This is a genomic window from Chryseobacterium sp. 3008163 (assembly GCF_003669035.1).
In the GTDB taxonomy this organism is placed as follows: Bacteria; Bacteroidota; Bacteroidia; order Flavobacteriales; family Weeksellaceae; genus Chryseobacterium.
This window is the reverse complement of sequence record NZ_CP033070.1, coordinates 3,658,541-3,679,259: the sequence shown is the minus strand read 5'-3', so window position 1 is coordinate 3,679,259 and position 20,719 is coordinate 3,658,541. Positions and strand designations below refer to the sequence as shown.

Sequence of the window (20,719 nt, the reverse complement as noted above, 5' to 3'; positions counted from 1 at the left end):
TTTAAAATAATAAACAATGCGACACTCTATTTTTATATTCATTTTTATGGTTTCGTTTTTTAAATCTCAGGAAATTAAAAAAGAAATCGATGTAAAACAGGCAACCGTATTTTTGCAAGGTGCAAAAGTTTTCGGAAGTACAAACGTTACTCTTCAAAAAGGAAGAAATGTGGTTAAAATCATCAATCTCCCAAATGATTTGGATGAAAACACGTACAAAATTAATCTTGAGAAAAATACAACCCTTTTGTCTATCACTCCACAAAGCAATTATCTTAAAAATGATGAAATGACCGATGGCGAAAAAAAACTGGACGATGAAAGAAAAAAATTTCAGAGACAAGTCAATTTATTAAATATTCAAATTAAAAATCTGACAGGCGAACAAAATATCATTAATGATAATCTTAAAGTTTCAACGAACGACAAATCGACTCCGCAGGAACAACTGATTAAACTGACAGAATTTTACAGAAAGAGAATGCTGGAAATCGATAACCAGGCTTTTCTTCTGAATGAACAAAAAACTACCCTTGATGAAAGCATTGCAAAAATCAACAAACAATTTGCCGAAGAACAGACTCATAAAAATACCAACACAAAAGAATTAATTCTTGAAATTCTTGCTGAAAACGAGATGAATCTCAATCTCGGTATAAGTTATATCGTTTCTAATGCAGGCTGGGTTCCGTCTTACGATTTGCGAGCTTTATCTACTAAAAAACCTTTAGAAATTGTCTACAAAGGGAAAATTTATCAAAAAACCGGACAAGACTGGAATAATGTGAAACTTTTCGTTTCCACTTATCGACCTTCTTACAATCAAAACAGACCTATTTTATCACCTCTTTATGTTGCCGAATATACAGCTTACAATAATGAAGATATAAAAATTGGATATGCTAAAAAAGCAGTTTCAACTGAATCAAATTCTTATCAAATGCGAGCTGAGGTTGCTGCACCAAACCAGATTCCTGTTGCAACGGTTTCTGATAATCAGATGAATATTTTGTATGAATTAAAATACAATCAAACCATCGTAAGTCAGGAAAAAGAGCAATATGTAATTCTGGATAAAAAAGAGGTAGATGCAACGTATAAATATCACACCGTTCCGAAGCTGAACAATCAGGTTTTTTTAATGGCATTTGTGAAAAACTGGCAGAATTTAAATCTTATTTCGGGAGAAGCTAATATTTATTTTGAAGATAATTATATCGGAAAAACCAATATCACAAGCAATTATGTAAAAGAAGAATTCCCGATTTCTTTGGGTGTTGATGAAAGAATTGTTGTTAAAAGAATCAAGCTTGAAGATAAAACTTCACAGAAAACGCTGAACTCAAATAAATGGGAAACCGAATCTCATCAAATAACCATAAGAAATAATACGAAAGAAAATATCGAACTAGAAATTCTTGACCAGCTTCCTCTAAGTGAAAATTCAAAAATCACGGTAAAATCTTTAGAAATCGGCAACGGAATTTATGATGACAAAACCGGAAGCATCCTTTGGAACAGAAAAATCAATAGCGGAACTTCAGATAAAATCAATTTCTCTTATGAAGTAAAATATCCTAAAGACATGCAGATTCAGTATTACAGCAGATAATTTTAGAATAAATCAAATCTTAATTAATCATTAAAAACATACAATATGAACACTTTAAAATTTTTAGCATTAACTACAAGTGCAGTTGCTTTTTTAAGCGCAGGAAAAGTTTCTGATCTTCGTTGCAGTAACAAAGCCAACGACAGAGAAGTGATGGAAAGTAATATTTCGTCAGAGCCACAAATAACGGTCTCAAAAGATAATAAAATTCAGGTCGCATTGCTTTTGGATACATCAAATAGTATGGATGGCTTAATCGATCAGGCAAAATCAAGACTTTGGAATATCGTGAATACTTTGACCACTTTAAAGTATAACGGACAAGCTCCACAAGTAGAAATTGCTCTTTATGAATACGGAAATGACGGTTTGAAAGATGAAAATTACATCAGACAAGTTACTCCGCTTACTCAGGATTTGGATTTGGTTTCAGAAAAACTTTTTGCCCTCAGAACCAATGGCGGAAGTGAATATTGTGGTGCCGTAATTCGTGATGCATCAACCAATCTGAAATGGGACGGTAACGAGAAAAGTATGAAGCTGATTTACATTGCCGGAAATGAAGCGTTTGACCAAGGGAAAGTCAATTATAAAGAAACAATTTCAGGTGCAAAGAAAAAAAACATTTACACCAACACCATTTTCTGCGGAAGTCGTGATGAGGGAATTCAAACTTTCTGGCAAAACGGAGCGAGTCTTGGAGACGGAAAATTTTTCAATATCGACAGCGACCGAAAGGTAATCTATATTGAAACACCTTATGATGTGAAAATTTCTCAATACAATTCTAAATTGAATGACACCTACATTTCCTACGGAAGCCGTGGTTCAGAAATGAAAAGCAAACAGACTACGCAAGATTCAAATGCAGAAATGCAGTCAGCTTCGAATGCTGTTGAAAGAGCAGTAAGTAAGTCTAAGAAAAATGCTTACAAAAACGACCATTGGGATTTGGTAGATAAAGTTGAGAAAGATAAAAGCTATATTTCGTCCATCCGAGAAGAGGAATTGCCTTCTGAACTGAAAGGAAAAAGCAAAGACGAAATCAATAAAATTGTAGCGCAAAAATCAGCCGACCGCGACAAAATCCAAAGAGAAATTGAAGTTTTGGCAAAGCAAAGACAGACTTTTATCGACTCTGAAATGAAAAAGCGAGGCAATGCTGAAGGCGATGATTTAGGAAAAGCAATTGAAAAATCTATTGTGGAACTGGCGAAAAAAAATGGATATAGTTTTTAGGTTGAAATTAGGGATTGTTAGATTTGCTAGATTCAAACTCTAAACTCAATCCTGACGTTAGGTAAAACTAAAACAATATTTTAGAAATGATGTGAATGTTAGTATTGTTTATCAGTTTCGGGGTTCGGCTTTGCCGAACCCCGAAACATTTATTTTAAAACTATCTTCCAAATTTAAAATACTCAGAAAGTTTATGCTTTTTTCCTTTCATAAAAGCTGAAGCCATTTCCATTCCGGTAACAGAGAAAGTAATTCCGTTTCCGCCAAAACCTAACACAAAATAAGAGTTTTTAAAATTGTCGTGAACTCCAATGTACGGCAATCCGTCTTTTGTTTCTCCGAAAGTTCCCGCCCAGACAAAATCAGTGTAAAAATGATAATCGGGCTTTATTCTTTTCAGATTTTGAGAATCTCTTTTTCTTTTTTATGTAATAAAGAATCACGTTTATCGGGGTCAGAAAAGTCTTCGTCACCGCCACCGATCAAAAGTCGTTCATCATCGGTTGTTCTCATATAGATGTAGGGATCATCGGTATTCCAGACGAGCGTATGTTCTATATTTTTAAATTTATCGTTGTCGATTTCAGAAACAACAGCGTAAGTACTTTTCAGATCAACGAAATGTTCTTTAATCATTGTTGAACTTTCGTAGCCTACACAATAAATGATTTTTTTAGCTTTAATATTAAACCCATCAGTTGTCAATGCTAAATTATGATCACGCAAATATTTCACCGATTTCATTTCAGTTTTATCAAAAACTTTTAAACCTTTATTCACATTAAATCTTAGTAGCTCGTGAGCAAATTTGAAGGCATCAATACTTGCGCCTTGCTTCGACAAAATTCCGCCATAAGTATTTTGGAAACCAAATTTTTCTTCAATATCTTCAATTCCGAGCCAGGTTACTTCAAATCCAGATTGCTTTCTTGCGTCATATTCTTTTTCAAGCCAAATTGCATCTTTCTTTTTCGAGGCAAAATATAGTGACTGTTTTCTTTTAAAACCCGAGCGAGCTTTTATTTCTTTTGTTAATTTTTCAAGGTCATCTATTGATTTTGAACAGGCTTTATAACTTTCTACCGCCCCTTTTTTGCCAATCATTTCAATCAATTCGTACAATGGAGTATCAATTTCGTATTGCAACATCGATGTTGTAGCAGAAGTACTTCCGTTGCAGATTTCACGTTTATCAATCAAAATAGTTTGGTATCCGTCTTTTATCATTTGATGGGCGATGAGACTTCCTGTGATTCCGCCGCCGATGACAAGAACATCACATTCTTCATCAGATTTTAGAGATGGATAAGAAGAAACAAGGCCGTTTTTCAAAAGCCAGAAAGGTTCGTTAGATTTCAAGTCCATAGAAATTATTTTTCAATTGATAATCAATAATTGAGCCTTTAATAGAGTAATTACATATTTATGGTTTAATTATTGATAAATTAAAGCTACCAAAACCATTTAAAATATAAATTATGATCACGATTATTAATGATGCACCGGAAAATGTAGCCGCATTCAACGCAACAGGCGATGTTACGAAAGAAGATTTTGAAAATCTTGTTATTCCTTATGTGAAAAATAAAGTGGAACAGTTCGATGAATTAAATTATCTTCTTTATTTGGATACAGATTTGAGTAATTTTACAATGGGAGCCTGGCTTCAGGATGCGCTTTTAGGAATAAAAAATCTTTCAAAATGGAATCGTGCAGCAATTGTAACCGACAAAGAAGGAGTACAAAATTTCACGGATATCTTCAGTGTTCTGATGCCGGGAGAATTTAAATCTTTTCCTAAAGAAAATCTCTATAACGCCTTATATTGGTGCCAAAACGGAAACGAAGTTGAAGATTAGAAAACAAAAAGAGAAGCAATTGCTTCTCTTTTTTTATTGATCACAGGTAACACATTCCGTAATAATTTCCTTTTCGGCAACATTTGATGAGCGATACATATAAAAATAAATGATACTGATCACTAAACCAATAATCGTCATCCCCACTCCCACAAGCGAAGGATAATTGTAAGGCAAGCCATGTTCTAAAGGAATTCCTCCGAAGAAAGCGCCCATCGCATTGGCAATATTAAATGCAGCCTGCATAAAAGCAGCAGCCATCATTTCACTTTTGGGTGCAGCTTTCATCATCATGATATTAATGGGTGCCGCAACCGACATCGATAGAGCTCCACAAATGAAAGTTAAAACCAAAGAAACACTTTGATATTCTGAAAGGAAAAACACTCCTGACAAAGAACACATCATCAAAAACAGCAATAACACACAGGTTTTTTCCGGTCCTAATTTATCTGAAAGAAAACCTCCCGCTAAATTCCCGACAACCATTCCGCCACCGGCAAGAATCATGACGTAAGCCATATGACTGCTTTCAATTTTTGAAACAACCGTCATTAAAGGGGTGATATAGCTAAACCACGTAAACAATCCACCAAAACCGATGGCCGTAATCATTAAAACTAACCAAGATTGTTTGCCTTTGAGGAATTTTAATTCCTCCAGGAAATGACTGTCTTCCTTTTTCTCCATTGCCGGTAGCCAAAGTTTTAAAGCTAATAAAGTAGCCAGACCAATCACTCCAACGATCGCAAAATACCAACGCCAGTGGAATGCATGCCCGATGTACGTCACCAAAGGAACCATCGCAAGATTCGCGACCGTTAATCCGGTAAACATCAATGAAATATATAATGCCTCCTTCCCTTTTCCTGCCATTCTTGATGCAACGACAGTTCCGACACCAAAAAATGCTCCATGTGGTAAACCAGACATAAATCTGATAATTAACATCGAATTATAATCCGGAGCGATTGCCGAAAGTGCATTAAAAATGGTAAAAATAACCATCAAAACAAGCAATACTTTTTTGGGCGGAAATTTCACAGAATAACCAATTAAAATGGGTGCTCCAATCACTACTCCCAGCGCATACGCGGCAATCAAATGACCCGCCTGCGGAATGGTAATCTGCAGTGTTTTTGCAATATCGGGAAGCAATCCCATTATCGTAAATTCTGTAGTTCCGATTGCCAAACCACCAATTGCCAAAGGCAAAATTCTTCTATCAAACATCTCTTCTTAATTTCAAAGTGCAAAATTCGGAAGAAATAATGGTTGTTATTTGTTCTGAAATGATTAATTATTGCTCTGTATTGACAATTTTAAATAAATTTGCATTAATTATTAATCAAAATAGAACCTTATGAAAATCCAGAAAGAAATCATTGAATTTGAAGAGGGTAAATCTTTCAAAATTTTCGAACCATCCATGAAGCATTGTTTTTTCTGGCACTATCATCCTGAAATTGAACTGGTTTATGTAGAAGCTCTCAACGGAATTCGTCATGTAGGAAAAGATATTTCCGGTTTTATGGAAAGTGACCTTCTTTTAGTAGGTTCGAATGTCCCGCATTTAAATTTTGATTACGGAATTAAAACTGAATACAAGCAGGTTGTATTGCAGCTTAAAGAAAATTTTTTGGATGAAATGATTCTTCCCATTCCTGAATTTGATGATATTAAAAAACTTTTAGACCGCTCCTATCTCGGATTATCCTTTTTCGGAGAAACGAAAAAAATCGTTGCAAAAAAGCTTCATCTCATCAAACAAAAAATCCTTTTGAATCACTCATCGCTTTGATGGAAGTTTTGCAAATCCTTTCTCAATCAGATGAGGTTAAAGAGTTAAATAAAGAAGATACACGGGTAAAATGGTTTTTAAATGATAAAATCAGAATGGGAACTATCTACGATTACATTAACGAAAACTACGATAAAAATCCAAACGTAAATGTGATTGCTGAAATGGTAAGTCTCAGTACACCTGCATTTTGCAGATATTTTAAAAAACAGACCAACATGACCTTTACAGATTTTGTGAATAATTACAGAATCAATCAGGCAAAAATGTTGCTGTTACAGAATTTATGTATTTCGGAAGTTTCTTTTCAGGTGGGTTTTGAAAGTCTTTCCTATTTCAATAAATTATTTAAAAATTATATTGGAGAAACCCCCACAGCTTTCAAGAAAAAGCATTTGAACAAAGTTGAGGTTTAATTTTCTAATTATAAAAATTCCCCTCCAGAGGAGGGGTGGATAAATTTTCAAGGAAAATTTAGACGGGGTGGTTTTTAGATTCCAAAGTTTTGATATTTGTCAGTAATATATCTTTGTTAATTTTCTTTTAATAACAAAAAAATCGCTCCAAATTTGAAGCGATTTATATTTTTAATGAATATGTTTCTCAGCGTGGTAAGAACTTCTCACCAAAGGCGAACTTTCAACATGTCTGAAACCCAAACTTCTTGCAAAATTTCCAAATTCATCAAATTCTTCAGGGGTAATGAATTTCCTCACAGGCAAATGTTTTTTCGTTGGCTGCAAATATTGTCCCATCGTAATCACATCTACATTGGCATTTCTGATGTCTTCAATCGTCTGAAAAACTTCATCCTTATTTTCTCCCAAACCAAGCATCAATCCTGTTTTTGTTCTGTTTTGTCCTGCTTCTTTTAAGTATCTTAAAACTTCAAGGCTTCTTTCATATTTAGCCTGAATTCTCACTTCTCTTGTCAGACGTTTTACGGTTTCCATATTGTGAGAAATCACTTCAGGAGCGACATCAACCATTCTATCTAAATGTTTTGTCAGTCCTTGAAAATCCGGAATTAATGTTTCCATCGTAGTTCCCGGAGAAATTCTTCTTACAGCATTTACAGTTTCACCCCAAAGAATTGATCCCATATCTTTCAAATCATCACGATCAACAGATGTTAAAACTGCATGTTTGATCTTCATTAATTTGATTGAACGAGCCACTTTTTCAGGTTCGTCCCAGTTCACATCCATTGGTTTTCCGGTTTTTACACCACAAAATCCACAGCTTCGGGTACAAATATTCCCCAAAATCATGAAAGTTGCTGTTCCTTCTCCCCAACATTCTCCCATATTCGGGCAGCTTCCGCTTTGGCAAATTGTATTTAATTTATATTTATCAACCAAGGTGCGGAGTTCTCTGTAATTCTTTCCGGTAGGAAGTTTTACACGAATCCATTTTGGTTTTTGAACGGTAGTATCCTGAACTAAATTCTCCATTTATTTCTAAAATTGACTTCAAAGTTAAGGAATTTTTTATCGAAACAATCAAAGACAAAGATTGATGAAACGTATAATTTCGTAATTTTAAATCTTATTTTTAAATTTATGAAAAATATATTTTGTTTTTTATCTCTTATTTCGACAGTATTCTGTTTTGCGCAAAAAGAATTTCAGCCAAAAAGCTCAACAATTAATGAAACTGTTGACGGTGATGTTGATGGAGATAAAATTCCTGAGAAGATAATTATTTATAATATTCCTACAGATAACGATTCGGGAGACATTCGTGAAATTCAGATTTTAAAGAAAATCAATAATAAATGGATAATTTTGGAAAAATCCAGAAAAGCAATTTACGGAAGCAAAGATGGCGGAATAATGGGCGATCCTTATCAAAGTACAACCATTGAGAATGGTCTTTTGAATATTACTCATTATGGAGGAAGCAGCTGGAAATGGGGAGGTACAGACAAGTACAGATTTCAAAACGGGCATTTTGAATTAATCGGAATTTCTTCAGAAAATGGAAAACCTGAAGAATATTGGACTACAGTTGATTTTAATCTTTCAACAGGGAAATTAGTTTTTGATAAAGAAGTTGTAAATACGAAAGAATATGGAAAATCTAAAAATGAAATTTTTATTAAAAAGGATTAAAAATAAATCTTCAAAACAGACATCAAGTAAAGCAAAGACAAATTGTGCTTCCTAAGACTAAAGAAAAAGTATATTTATAATTAAAAATTCACATTGCTTTTGTCATTTCGGAGGAATCTCAGCACAGTATTATCAATTAGAATATAGATTCCTCCAGAATGACAAACATTATAATAAAACTATAATAACTTCACTTTAATTATCCTCAAACTCATTATTTTTCAGCAACTCAGCTAGAACTTTTTTTGCACGCATCACTCTTACTTTCGTGTTGGCAACAGAAATTCCCAACTCTTCTGCAATTTCTTTGATGCTTTTTTCTTCAAAGAATCTCAATTTGATAATATCCTGATAGTTACCATCTAAAGACTCGATGGTTTTGATGATTTTCTTTTGCTCTTCATCAGAAATCATCAGCTCTTCAGGAGATTTCGCATAATGATTCTTTACTTCATCTAAATTTTCTGTAGGGTCTTGATTTTCTCTGCTTTTTCTCCGCCAAAAATCGATAATTGTATTTTGAGCAATCGTTAAAATCCATGTTTTAAATTGAAAATGAGGGTCGTACATATCCAATTTAGATAAAACTTTTGAGAAAACATTGACAGTGATTTCATCGGTATCATTTTCGTCATGTACTTTTTTCATCACAAAAGAAAAAACATCCACCCAGAAAACATTGATGAGCTTGGTTTGAGCTTTTTGGTCTTTTTCTTTTGCTTTTTGGATGAGCGAAAATAATTGTTCGTCTTTCATTGCTAACAAATTTATTAAAATTAAAAGATTAAATAATTAAAAAATTAAATGAATTAGGGATTTTAGAAATTTAGATAAAGTCGTAGAACAGTCTATTTATTTCACATTCTATATTTTACTTATCTTTGCACCTTAAATTTTAAACAAAAAATAATGAACTCTTTTATTGAAGAACTGAAATGGCGAGGTCTTTTTTCTGACATGATGCCCGGAACCGACGAACAACTGAATAAGGAGATGACCACTGCCTATATCGGGTTCGATCCTACCGCAGATTCTTTACATATCGGAAGTCTTATTCAGATTAAGATTTTGGCTCACTTTCAGCAACACGGTCACAAGCCGATTGCTTTGGTTGGTGGTGCTACAGGAATGATTGGAGATCCTTCAGGAAAATCCGCCGAAAGAAATCTTTTGGATGAAGAAACGCTTTTACATTATGTTGACTGTCTGCAAAACCAACTTTCAAGATTTTTGAATTTTGAAGGAAATGAAACCAACAGAGCAGAATTGGTGAACAATTACGATTGGATGAAGAAAATCTCATTCCTTGATTTTGCTAAAAATGTTGGGAAAAATATTACGGTCAACTACATGATGGCGAAAGATTCTGTGAAGAAAAGACTTTCAGGAGAAGCTGGTGTTGACGGAATGAGTTTTACTGAATTTACTTACCAATTGATTCAGGGATATGATTTCCTTCATTTATACCAAAATAATGGTGTAAAACTTCAGATGGGAGGTTCTGATCAGTGGGGAAATATTACTACAGGAACAGAATTAATACGTAGAAAAGCACAGGGAGAAGCTTTTGCCTTAACGGTTCCTTTGATTACGAAAGCTGACGGTTCGAAATTCGGAAAGTCTGAAAGCGGAGAAAATTACTGGTTAGATAAAAAGAAAACTTCACCTTATAAATTCTACCAATTTTGGTTGAATGCAACCGATAGTGATGCAGAAAGATTCATAAAATTCTATACGTTCCTAGGACAAGAAGAAATTGAAAGTTTAATTGCAGAACATCAAACAGATCCTGGCGATAGAAAATTACAAAAGAAACTAGCTGAAGAAGTTACAGTTTGGGTTCACGGTAGAGAGGAATATGAAAGAGCTTTGAAAGCTACTAAAATTCTTTTCGGAAAATCTACTGCTGAAGATTTAGCAAGTCTTGACGAAGAAATTTTCTTAGAAATTTTTGAAGGTGTACCTCAGAAAGATGTTACAAAAGCTGACGTTTTAGGAATCAATATTGTTGATTTACTTTCTGAAAAATCAGGGTTTTTAAAATCTAAAAGTGAAGCTACAAGAGAGTTGAAAGGAAATGCAATCTCTGTAAATAAAGAAAAAGTAAATGAAGTGTATACTGCCAATGAAAGCGATTTAATTGACGGTAAATTCTTATTACTTCAAAAAGGAAAGAAGAATTATTTTATTGTAAAAGCAATATAATATTTCAATCCATATCAAAAAAAACCGCCGATTGGCGGTTTTTTTATTTTATTTTTAAATTAATTACAACTCTAAAAAGCTGTAATCAATAGAGGCGTCTTTTGTTCCTACTCCCGTTGCGGTGTCAGATTTTGCAACCACTCCATCAACGTATAATGTAACGATTAATTGAGAATCTGCATTTGTAAGAAGTGCATTTGCATCTAAATTAAGTTGAGACTGGCTTGAGTTTACGAAAAATTCGTCGCTTGCCCAAACAAGACCTGGTGTATCAAAATTAGTATTTTGGCTTACTCCAACCTGAGTAACGATAGTTTTAAATACTGGTATTGCTGTTCCTGTACCTTTTACCAATTTTGCTTCAAACTGTACAAGGTGATCTTGAAACTCGTCTTCGTCATCATCTTTACAAGAATTCATAACAGATACAACAGAAAATAATGCGACTACCATTAATGAAAGTCTATGTAAACTTTTTGATTTGTAAATTTGCTTCATTTCTCCGAATAGATTTTTAATGTTTCAAATATAGGATTTTTATCAATATAAAAATAACTTTTATGTAAAATTTCCAATAAAAAAATACAATCAATAGCAATTCAACAAAAGACCTATAGGCAATTTCATTGTGTTTGTTCTCATTCTGACACTTACTATTTTTAATTTAAATAAATCATTATTAATTATCTTTGCTCTATCAATCGCTTAGATTTAAATTAATTTTTACAGCGATTCCATTTAACAATAAAAAATAGATTCTTAGTATATGAATTTAGATTACATCGTCAGAGAGCCGGAAAACATTACCTCAAAAACTCCTATTCTCTTTATGCTTCATGGTTACGGCAGCAATGAGCAAGATCTTTTTAGTTTTAGAGAAAGTCTTCCCACTGACTGGATTCTGGTAAGTTTCAGAGCTCCGAGAGAAACTCAATTTGAAGGATATTCATGGTTTGATATTGATTTTAATAATCCTGAGCAGTTTATAGACATCGATCAGGCAAAAGAAGCATTAGAGAGTGTTTTACAAAACATTATGGCCATCTCCAACAAATATGGGCTTACGGATAACAAAACACATCTTTGTGGATTCAGTCAGGGTGGAATTTTATGCTACAGTTTAGCTTTAAAATATCCTGATCTTTTTAATTATGTTGCGTGTTTGAGCAGTTATCCTGAAGAAAAATTGCTGACAGACATTGTAAAAGACAAAAAAAAGCTTGAGAAACTTCGGTTTTTCGTTTCCCACGGTACTGACGATGCCATTATTCCTATGGAATGGGGAAGAAAAGCTGCAGATTTGCTGTATGATTTGAGCTGTTATTTTACTTTCAGAGAATACATGAGCGGCCACGGTGTCAACCAAAAAAATTATATCGATTTAATGGAATTCTTTTCAAAATAAAAGATATTTCCTTAATCATTTTTAAACATTCTCAACAATTTGAGAATGTTTTTTATTTTTAAATCAAATATTTTAGTAATTTAATAAGATGAAATTAGTGTATTTTTTATTCATTTGTATGTTCAGCGTTTTTGCGAGTGCTCAAAATAGCTTTGAGATTAAAGATGCAAAAAAAATAGTCATTCCTTTCAAGCTGATTAATAATTTGATATTCATTCCGATTACGGTAAATGGTGCTGAACTTACCTTTATGTTAGACACAGGAGTTGCAGAAACCACCATTTTCAGTTTAGAAAACAAAGAATTAAAACTATCACCTTTAGAAAAAATGAAATTCTCTGGACTTGGAGGAAGTGAAAGTATTGAAGGCTTTAAATCTGATTACAATATTGGAAAAATAGGAGAACATTTTATCAATACTTCTTTTACTCTGTTTATTATTTTGGATCAGGATTTTAACATCTCATCCCACGTCGGAATTCCTGTCAATGGCATTATTGGCTATCATTTTTTTAAAAACTATCCTGTTGCAATAGATTACAGTTCGAAAAAAATCACTGTTTACAACAATGATGATTTATTCAAAAAAAGAATTAAAAAATTTGATGAATTGCCTATTTCCATCGAAAGGAATAAACCTTATATTTTTGCTGATGTAGAAATGACTAACGAGAAAAAAAATTCAAAGCTTTTGATTGATATGGGAAACAGTGATGCCATTTGGCTCTTCCCTATTTTGATTAAAAATTTCGTTTATAATCGACCGAATATTGATGATTATTTAGGAAGAGGATTTAATGGCGATATTTTTGGCAAAAGAAGCCGTATCCACAATTTTTATTTGGGAGATTTTAAATTTGAAAAACCTTTGACCGCAATGCCTGATGAATTTTCTATTCAACATGTTAACTTAGTTGTTGAAAGAAAAGGTTCTATTGGTGGAGATATTTTAAGGAGATTCACGACAGTTTTTGATTACAAAAATCAAAAATTATATTTGAGAAAAAACAAAAATTACAATGACCCGTTTCACTTCAACATGAGTGGTTTAGATTTTCAACAAGATGGATTGCAGTGGGAAAAAGATTTGGTTAATCTTGAAAGTAAAAACAGACAAAGCAATTCTGCAGAATCAACAGTTATAAGTAATACATTACAATACAAATTCGTGCTAAAACCTTTCTTTTCGATTGCCGGAGTGAGAAAAGACTCTCCTTCTGACAAAGCGGGATTAAAGAAAGGCGATCAACTTATCTCTATCAATGGAAGAAAAACAGCTGATATGACGTTGCAAAAAATCATGGAAATGATGAAATCTGATGAAGGAAAAACAATTAATATGGTTATTATGAGAAAAAATCAGGAACTTCGCCTTAGTTTTACATTAGAAGACCCAATACCTTATCAAGATTAATATGCAAACAGAAGAAACCACCTTAGACAAAATAAGAAATCGGCCGAGATTCAAAATGTACACCCATTTGAGTAAAGAAGCTTATGCCGAAAATCTCAAAAAATATTTGGCTGAACATAAAGGTGAGTTTTCAGGAAATATTAACAAAGAAATGGCTACCATCTGTGTAGAAACCATATACGAACAATATTGGCAACCTCAATTGTCTCTTCGTACAGAAATTGAAGATGACCAAACCGTTATAAGAGGAGTTTTTGGACCAAGTTCTTCGGTCTGGACATTCTTTATGTTTCTCTACTTTCTGTTTTCCATTCTCTGGATGACATTTTTCACCATGTATTACGTTGAAAAGCAAATCAAAAGTTTTGAATATCCTTGGGCTTTAAATGCTTCATTTGCCATGCTGTTGTGTATTGCCGCAACGTATGCTGCAGCAAGAATCGGACAAATAAAAGCTAAAGATGAGATGAAAAAACTCAGAAAGTTTGCTGAAGAATCGACCTTACATCATGAAAAGAAAATTTAGTTGGTAGCTTCCGGTTCTACAGCTGGATCTGTAACTTCCATCACTTTTGCTGCTTTGATAGAATCAGAAACTTTTTCTCTATTGGTTTGTTCTTTTACCATTTTTTCAACATGAGGTTTGATCAAATTGGTCATCTCTTCAACAGAAATGTTGTTGGCATTTGGATCATTTAAAAGATTTCTCCAAGGTTTTCTTTTTCCCCATGGGTAGTCTCCAAAAACAATCACTGGTGTTCCGTTGGCTTTTGTAGTTGCTCCACCCGGATTTAATATCCAGGTATCAGCATAACTGTACAACCAAATTGCATCTTTCATCAACAATCTCAAACAAGAATGTGAAGCAGGATAGCCAGGAAGGTCATACTGATGCCATCCAATCCCGTGAGTATTATGAATATTAAAATTATAAGGCAATTTCCACTCGCTTTTAACGGTAGATATGGCCAATTTCTTTTTCCAATTTGCAAACATTAAACCTCTTGTCGTTTGTGCAGTTTTTTTACCCATACTTGTCGGTCCCCATTTCACCAACGTTCCATTGGAATAAACTCCATAAGCCTGAATCGGGTAAGAGAAAACGACAAACTTTTTCACCTCACTCAACACATCAAGCTGCATCGGAAAGGGAGAATACGCCATCAAAGTAGTATCAATCTTTGCCGGAACAACTAAAGTATCAGAATTCCATTTACTTTTAGAATCTAATCTGTTGAGTGCTAAAATTGCATAACGTTCCCTTTCGGTATATTTTTTACTAAAAATTGAATATAAAGAATCTCTTAGCTTCTTATCTTTCGGAATAGCAAAAGCATTGTAAAAACCGTTTTCCTGCATTGCAGGTGGTACAGATTCTTTTATTTCAGCTTTTGTAGCTACTGAATCTGATTTCTTTTCGTCTGATAAAGTTCCTGAAGATGTACTTTGTGACTGGTTGTCTATTTTTTCGTTATCTTTCTTACATCCAGTAAGTAATAATGCAAAAAATAAAGTGTAGAATAATGATTGTTTCAAAAATAATTTTTTCATAAATAAATAGAGGTCATTGAGTTTGTACTAAAGATACAAATATTAGACCTAAAAACATTTAAATCAGAAAAAATATTTCCCTAAGTAATGTACTTAATTGAGATTGAAAAATTTAGAATGAGGATAAAAAGATTTTAGATTACAATAATTTATTGATTTTAGCATAATTCAAGGCTTCAGCAATGTTATCTACCTCAATTTTTTCAAAGAGTTTTTTACGATGAAATTTAACAGTATCTGCAGTAATAAAAAGTTTCTGAGCAATTTCATTGATCTTGAGCCCACCAGCATAAAGACTCAGTATTTCATATTCTCTCGGCGAAAGTTTTTTCTTTTCTTTCTTGATCCATTTAAGTTCACTTAGATCATATTCAAAAGTCTCATCCGAATTTTCTTTGCTAATAAAAATATTACCTGAAGACTGATTATTTGAAAGCGAAACCATGCACATCGCTTTCCATATTTTACCATCGTTTGTAAGAAACAGCGGGGTCAATTTATGGTTAATCAGAACAGAATTGCTTTTCTCATTGATGATGTGGAAGTCATAAGAAATTGTGTAGAGTTTTCTTTCTTCTAAAAGTATATTTTCGTAAAAATTAAATCCAATTTCGTTAATTTTTAGAAGCAACTCTAAATCATCAGGGATGACGTTTTTAAAATAAAATTCATAGCCCAACTTCAGGACTTCATCCGCTGACTTTCCACATAAAAATAAAGGGTTATCTGAAACATATTCAAACGTTTTCTTTCATAATCAATAATATAGAAACTCTGATAGGTTATCCTAGAAAATGCTTTAGCAATTTCAAGATAGTTATTAATCTGAGTGTAATCAATCTGCGAACTCTTATTGATTATATTTTTATCATTAAAGAATTTATTGATCTCTTCCATATTTTACCAAAAATCATACTACCCGAAAGTGTAGTTTTTATGATTATCAGGCAAATCTACACAAAAGTGTAGGGCTTTACAACAGTCACAGTAATACCTTTACAAAAAAATCATCAGACATAGAATTAATATCAACTTAAAAACTTTTACAATGAAAAGCTCTTACTACTATTCACTATCCATCATTTTTGTTTTGGTCTTTCTTTTATCTTCGTTCGAAAGAGGTAGACATACCTACAGAAATCTATGGACAATACCTGCACAAAAGAATTTAAAGATTAAAAATTCTCGTAAAGAAAATCTTGAAGTCGTTCTATACAATACATCTAAAACTGAAAGTCTAAAGTACATCAATAACATAAATGAAGTAAAAGATCTACCAAAAAATGATTCTGTTATAACAAAAATCAATTTTACTAATGAATTATATATCGTTAACAATTCTAATGAAGAAGGCTTTTTTAAAATAAAAATCCTAAAAAACAGCGGAAAAATAAAGGCACAAATTATAGATGATATAAAAAAGTAATTTGGCTAAAAAAACTAATAACCACAATTACCATCAGCAATGATGGTAATTTTTTATGTTATCAGCAATTATGCAATATTTAGATAATAACTGTACTTAATTATTTTTTCTCTTTTATTGGGAGCTTCATCCAGCTCTACACTATATCTTTTTTGTGCCTGTGCTTTTACCGGATAACAAAAAAGGATGCCGTTTCGATCTGGGCTATGGGTGACTGCATTCTTTGATTATATGTCAAAAAAATGACTTTTTCCATTTTCAAAACTATTACTTGATGGTTGATGGTTGATGGTTGATGGTTACGCAAAATTACATTTGTGTGGGTATTTTAAGATGAATAAAAATCATCTTGTATTCATCATTAAAATGAAGCTTATGAATCATCTTAAAACAATTACAATATATAACTTTCCAAGATGTGTAGTTGTTTCCAAAAGCCGCAGAGCGGCGGACTGTTAGTAGAATATGAACAAAAGCTCATGGAAGGAGAAACTCCTCCAGAGCGACCTGTAAATTCTGTGCAGCATTTACAAATGAGGAATAGATAGCGTTCCTACGGAACGCGCTTGTGACCGCTTCAGCTTTTTTCTACACAGATATTGCTCCTACGGAGCAACAGTATGGATTATTGGATTAAATTATCTTGATTTTCATTAACTTCTTTACCCTAAACTAGATCTCGAATCATGTAAACACTTAAGTTCTTTTATTTTTAACTTAATTTCTAAAATTTAGAACAAGAAAAGTCTCCTACAAATCCATGCCTGAGGCTTCTAAGGGTTAGTTAGTTAGTTAGTTAGTTAGTTAGTTAGTTAGTTAGTTAGTTAGGTTTAAACTTAGATTCTAAGGGTTAGTGAGTTAGATTTTAAGGTTTACTTAAGGTTTAGGACAAAAAAAAGTCTCATACAACTGAATGTATGAGACTTTTAAATAAAAACTGGCGGCGACCTACTCTCCCGCTTTCGCAGTACCATCGGCGCTGGTGGGCTTAACTTCTGTGTTCGGAATGGGAACAGGTGAGCCCCACCGCTAAAACCACCCTAAAGGTTGTATATTGTTGTCAGTTTTTGGTTGATTGTTGATGGTATAATACTATCAACTGTCAACTCTTTACTGTCAACTGTTTTATCGATAAAAATGTTCACAAAGAGAGAACCTTGATTGCGCAATTAAGCGTTGCCAATTAGGCTATAAATCTACGGGTAATTAGTACTACTCGGCTATGCTGTTACCAACTTTACACCTGTAGCCTATCAACGTCGTCATCTCCAACGACCCTTAAAAGATGTCTCATCTTGAGGCGAGTTTCGCACTTATATGCTTTCAGTGCTTATCTCTTCCAAACGTAGCTACTCAGCGGTGCTCCTGGCGGAACAACTGATACACCAGAGGTTTGTTCAATTCGGTCCTCTCGTACTAGAATCAAGCCCTCTCAAACATCTAACGCCCGCAATAGATAGAGACCGAACTGTCTCACGACGTTCTGAACCCAGCTCGCGTGCCACTTTAATGGGCGAACAGCCCAACCCTTGGGACCTTCTCCAGCCCCAGGATGTGACGAGCCGACATCGAGGTGCCGAACCTCCCCGTCGATGTGAGCTCTTGGGGGAGACTAGCCTGTTATCCCCGGAGTACCTTTTATCCTATGAGCGATGGCCCTTCCATACGGAACCACCGGATCACTATGTCCTGCTTTCGCACCTGATCGACTTGTAGGTCTCACAGTCAAGCACCCTTATGCCATTACACTCTACGCACGGTTACCAAGCGTGCTGAGGGTACCTTTGAAAGCCTCCGTTACTCTTTTGGAGGCGACCACCCCAGTCAAACTACCCACCACGCAGTGTCCTTCTAAAAGAAGTTAGGCTCCAAGTAAGTAAAGGGTGGTATTTCAACGTTGACTCCACAAACACTAGCGTGCCTGCTTCAAAGTCTCCCACCTATCCTACACATTACTTACTCAAAGTCAATACGAAGTTATAGTAAAGGTTCACAGGGTCTTTTCGTCCCATTGCGGGTAAACGGCATCTTCACCGTTACTACAATTTCACAGAGCTCATGGTTGAGACAGTGCCCAGATCGTTACACCATTCGTGCAGGTCGGAACTTACCCGACAAGGAATTTCGCTACCTTAGGACCGTTATAGTTACGGCCGCCGTTTACTGGGGCTTCAGTCAAACGCTTCGCATTGCTGCTAACGCCCTTCCTTAACCTTCCAGCACCGGGCAGGTGTCAGACCCTATACAGCATCTTTCGATTTAGCAGAGTCCTGTGTTTTGATAAACAGTCGCCTGGGCCTCTTCACTGCGGCCAGCATTGCTGCTGGCGTCTCTTCTTCCGAAGTTACGAGACTATTTTGCCTAGTTCCTTAACCATGATTCACTCTAGCACCTTAGGATTCTCTCCTCGACTACCTGTGTCGGTTTTGGTACGGGTTGCTTCACTTCGGCTTTTCTTGGAAGCACTTTCCTTACAGCAACTTCGCCCGAAGGCTAGGTCTTGACTATTCCGTCAGTCTCCAGTAAGTACGGCACTCCGTCCCCTTTTTAGTGTGAGCAAGTATGGGAATATTAACCCATTGTCCATCCACTACCCCTTTCGGGTTCGCGTTAGGTCCCGACTAACCCTCAGCTGATTAGCATGGCTGAGGAAACCTTAGTCTTTCGGTGAGCGGGTTTCTCGCCCGCTTTATCGTTACTTATGCCTACATTTTCTTTTCTGTCCGCTCCACCAAGCCTCACGACTCAGCTTCTGTGCAAACAGAATGCTCCCCTACCAGATACAACCCTAAGTTGTAAATCCATAGCTTCGGTACTCTATTTATGCCCGATTATTATCCATGCCGGACCGCTCGACTAGTGAGCTGTTACGCACTCTTTAAATGAATGGCTGCTTCCAAGCCAACATCCTAGCTGTCAATGCAGTCCAACCGCGTTGCTTCAACTTAATAGAGATTTGGGGACCTTAGCTGTTGGTCTGGGTTCTTTCCCTCTCGGACACGGACCTTAGCACCCGCGCCCTCACTGCCGTGGAACATTTATTAGCATTCGGAGTTTGTCAGGAATTGGTAGGATTTGACTCCCCCGCATCCAATCAGTAGCTCTACCTCTAATAAACTTATACACGACGCTGCACCTAAATGCATTTCGGGGAGTACGAGCTATCTCCCAGTTTGATTGGCCTTTCACCCCTACCCACAGGTCATCCGAAGACTTTTCAACGTCAACCGGTTCGGTCCTCCACTTTGTGTTACCAAAGCTTCAACCTGCCCATGGGTAGATCACAAGGTTTCGCGTCTAATACTACTAACTAAGCGCCCTATTCAGACTCGCTTTCGCTCCGGCTCCGTACCTGAAGTACTTAACCTCGCTAGTAACATTAACTCGTAGGCTCATTATGCAAAAGGCACGCCGTCACCCAACTTGTGGGCTCCGACCGCTTGTAGGCGTACGGTTTCAGGTTCTATTTCACCCTTCTATTCGAAGTGCTTTTCACCTTTCCTTCACAGTACTTGTTCACTATCGGTCTTTCAGGAGTATTTAGCCTTGGAGGATGGTCCCCCCATATTCAGACAGGATTTCACGTGTCCCGCCCTACTCATTTATCATCTAAATATACCTTTCATGTACGGGGCTATCACCCTCTATGGCTGTTCTTTCCAGAACATTCTATTAAATATATAAAGACTTTTGGGCTAATCCGCGTTCGCTCGCCACTACTTACGGAATCTCTTCGATTTCTTTTCCTCAGGGTACTTAGATGTTTCAGTTCTCCTGGTTTGCTCTCCTTGCGGAGTGACATGTCTTCAACATGCCGGGTTGCCCCATTCGGACATCTGCGGATCAATTCGTGTGTGCCGATCCCCGCAGCTTTTCGCAGCTTACCGCGTCCTTCTTCGCCTCTGAAAGCCTAGGCATCCGCCATACGCCCTTAACGATTTCTTTCCTAATTATTAATTAGTTCAGTATTTTTTGCTTAGTATTGCTACCAAGCTATTTTTGTAAACTCAAACGCTTAATTGCGCTCGGTTTTCTCTTTGTGATATTTTTACCGTTAATGTCAATGATCTTAATTCTTTCTGCTTGTCTGATA

18 protein-coding genes, 2 rRNA genes and 1 pseudogene are annotated in these 20,719 nt (G+C 35.3%); 11 read left to right on the top strand and 10 right to left on the bottom strand.

Annotated elements, in window-relative coordinates:
* Positions 1-16: 16 nt before the first annotated feature.
* Both EAG08_RS17010 and EAG08_RS17005 read left to right on the top strand, forming a co-directional pair.
* Positions 17-1,612: a DUF4139 domain-containing protein gene (locus tag EAG08_RS17010; RefSeq protein WP_129536470.1), complete on the top strand. Its 1,596-nt coding sequence runs from the start codon at positions 17-19 to the stop codon at positions 1,610-1,612.
* A 45-nt stretch (positions 1,613-1,657) separates the two neighbouring features.
* Complete coding sequence (locus EAG08_RS17005) at positions 1,658-2,851, top strand: VWA domain-containing protein (RefSeq protein ID WP_129536469.1); 1,194 nt, start codon at positions 1,658-1,660, stop codon at positions 2,849-2,851.
* 160 nt (positions 2,852-3,011) lie between these two features.
* Here the strand turns inward: EAG08_RS17005 and EAG08_RS22315 are convergent, their stop codons facing one another.
* Both EAG08_RS22315 and EAG08_RS17000 read right to left on the bottom strand, forming a co-directional pair.
* Positions 3,012-3,173, bottom strand: a complete 162-nt coding sequence (locus EAG08_RS22315; protein WP_228446616.1) for a hypothetical protein — start codon at positions 3,171-3,173, stop codon at positions 3,012-3,014.
* 74 nt (positions 3,174-3,247) lie between these two features.
* Positions 3,248-4,216 carry an NAD(P)/FAD-dependent oxidoreductase gene (locus tag EAG08_RS17000; protein ID WP_228446615.1) on the bottom strand — a complete coding sequence of 323 codons (969 nt, stop codon included), beginning with the start codon at positions 4,214-4,216 and terminating at the stop codon, positions 3,248-3,250.
* A gap of 113 nt (positions 4,217-4,329) precedes the next feature.
* Here EAG08_RS17000 and EAG08_RS16995 point away from each other — a divergent pair, with 113 nt between their 5' ends.
* The gene (locus tag EAG08_RS16995) at positions 4,330-4,710 is read left to right on the top strand and encodes an STAS/SEC14 domain-containing protein (RefSeq protein WP_129536468.1); all 381 of its coding nucleotides are present in this window, start codon (positions 4,330-4,332) and stop codon (positions 4,708-4,710) included.
* A 33-nt stretch (positions 4,711-4,743) separates the two neighbouring features.
* On the opposite strand, the gene EAG08_RS16990 is transcribed toward EAG08_RS16995, so the two are convergent.
* Positions 4,744-5,943: an MFS transporter gene (locus EAG08_RS16990; protein WP_129536467.1), complete on the bottom strand. Its 1,200-nt coding sequence runs from the start codon at positions 5,941-5,943 to the stop codon at positions 4,744-4,746.
* A gap of 130 nt (positions 5,944-6,073) precedes the next feature.
* On the opposite strand from EAG08_RS16990, the gene EAG08_RS22310 reads away from it, so the two are divergent.
* Together EAG08_RS22310 and EAG08_RS22305 are read left to right on the top strand one after the other, a co-directional pair.
* A complete protein-coding gene (locus tag EAG08_RS22310) occupies positions 6,074-6,511 on the top strand; it encodes a hypothetical protein (RefSeq protein WP_228446614.1) in 438 nt (145 codons plus the stop codon).
* Positions 6,511-6,927, top strand: coding sequence for a helix-turn-helix domain-containing protein (locus EAG08_RS22305; protein ID WP_228446613.1), 417 nt, complete (start codon positions 6,511-6,513; stop codon positions 6,925-6,927). Before EAG08_RS22310 ends, EAG08_RS22305 begins: the two co-directional genes overlap by 1 nt.
* Before the next feature lie 171 nt (positions 6,928-7,098).
* Here the strand turns inward: EAG08_RS22305 and lipA are convergent, their stop codons facing one another.
* Positions 7,099-7,965: a lipoyl synthase gene (gene lipA / locus EAG08_RS16980; protein WP_129536466.1), complete on the bottom strand. Its 867-nt coding sequence runs from the start codon at positions 7,963-7,965 to the stop codon at positions 7,099-7,101.
* 108 nt (positions 7,966-8,073) lie between these two features.
* On the opposite strand from lipA, the gene EAG08_RS16975 reads away from it, so the two are divergent.
* Positions 8,074-8,625 carry a hypothetical protein gene (locus EAG08_RS16975; protein WP_228446612.1) on the top strand — a complete coding sequence of 184 codons (552 nt, stop codon included), beginning with the start codon at positions 8,074-8,076 and terminating at the stop codon, positions 8,623-8,625.
* Positions 8,626-8,820: 195 nt separating this feature from the next.
* Here EAG08_RS16975 and EAG08_RS16970 read toward each other — a convergent pair whose 3' ends face one another.
* Positions 8,821-9,381 carry an RNA polymerase sigma factor gene (locus EAG08_RS16970; RefSeq protein WP_129536465.1) on the bottom strand — a complete coding sequence of 187 codons (561 nt, stop codon included), beginning with the start codon at positions 9,379-9,381 and terminating at the stop codon, positions 8,821-8,823.
* A 153-nt stretch (positions 9,382-9,534) separates the two neighbouring features.
* On the opposite strand from EAG08_RS16970, the gene tyrS reads away from it, so the two are divergent.
* Positions 9,535-10,830 (top strand): tyrosine--tRNA ligase, encoded by a 1,296-nt coding sequence (gene tyrS, locus EAG08_RS16965; protein ID WP_129536464.1) that lies wholly within the window; start codon positions 9,535-9,537, stop codon positions 10,828-10,830.
* Between the two features lie 63 nt (positions 10,831-10,893).
* On the opposite strand, the gene EAG08_RS16960 is transcribed toward tyrS, so the two are convergent.
* Positions 10,894-11,328 (bottom strand): hypothetical protein, encoded by a 435-nt coding sequence (locus EAG08_RS16960; protein ID WP_129536463.1) that lies wholly within the window; start codon positions 11,326-11,328, stop codon positions 10,894-10,896.
* A 268-nt stretch (positions 11,329-11,596) separates the two neighbouring features.
* On the opposite strand from EAG08_RS16960, the gene EAG08_RS16955 reads away from it, so the two are divergent.
* The 3 genes from EAG08_RS16955 (at position 11,597) to EAG08_RS16945 (ending at position 14,175) form a co-directional block, all read left to right on the top strand.
* On the top strand, positions 11,597-12,235 hold the full coding sequence (locus EAG08_RS16955; protein WP_129536462.1) for an alpha/beta hydrolase: 639 nt from the start codon (positions 11,597-11,599) through the stop codon (positions 12,233-12,235).
* An 88-nt stretch (positions 12,236-12,323) separates the two neighbouring features.
* Positions 12,324-13,649, top strand: a complete 1,326-nt coding sequence (locus tag EAG08_RS16950; RefSeq protein ID WP_129536461.1) for a PDZ domain-containing protein — start codon at positions 12,324-12,326, stop codon at positions 13,647-13,649.
* 1 nt (position 13,650) lies between these two features.
* Positions 13,651-14,175: a hypothetical protein gene (locus EAG08_RS16945; protein WP_129536460.1), complete on the top strand. Its 525-nt coding sequence runs from the start codon at positions 13,651-13,653 to the stop codon at positions 14,173-14,175.
* Here the strand turns inward: EAG08_RS16945 and EAG08_RS16940 are convergent.
* Positions 14,172-15,185: a L,D-transpeptidase gene (locus EAG08_RS16940; protein WP_228446611.1), complete on the bottom strand. Its 1,014-nt coding sequence runs from the start codon at positions 15,183-15,185 to the stop codon at positions 14,172-14,174. The two genes, EAG08_RS16945 and EAG08_RS16940, sit on opposite strands and share 4 nt — an antisense overlap.
* A gap of 154 nt (positions 15,186-15,339) precedes the next feature.
* Positions 15,340-16,097 (bottom strand): annotated as a pseudogene (locus tag EAG08_RS16935) (response regulator transcription factor).
* Positions 16,098-16,248: 151 nt separating this feature from the next.
* Here EAG08_RS16935 and EAG08_RS16930 point away from each other — a divergent pair.
* Entirely contained in the window at positions 16,249-16,626 is a 378-nt protein-coding gene (locus EAG08_RS16930; RefSeq protein WP_129536458.1) for a hypothetical protein, read from the top strand.
* Positions 16,627-17,561: 935 nt separating this feature from the next.
* On the opposite strand, the gene rrf is transcribed toward EAG08_RS16930, so the two are convergent.
* Both rrf and EAG08_RS16920 read right to left on the bottom strand, forming a co-directional pair.
* Positions 17,562-17,669: ribosomal RNA gene (rrf, locus tag EAG08_RS16925) — 5S ribosomal RNA — on the bottom strand.
* Between the two features lie 143 nt (positions 17,670-17,812).
* Positions 17,813-20,571, bottom strand: a 23S ribosomal RNA gene (locus EAG08_RS16920).
* Positions 20,572-20,719: the final 148 nt, after the last annotated feature.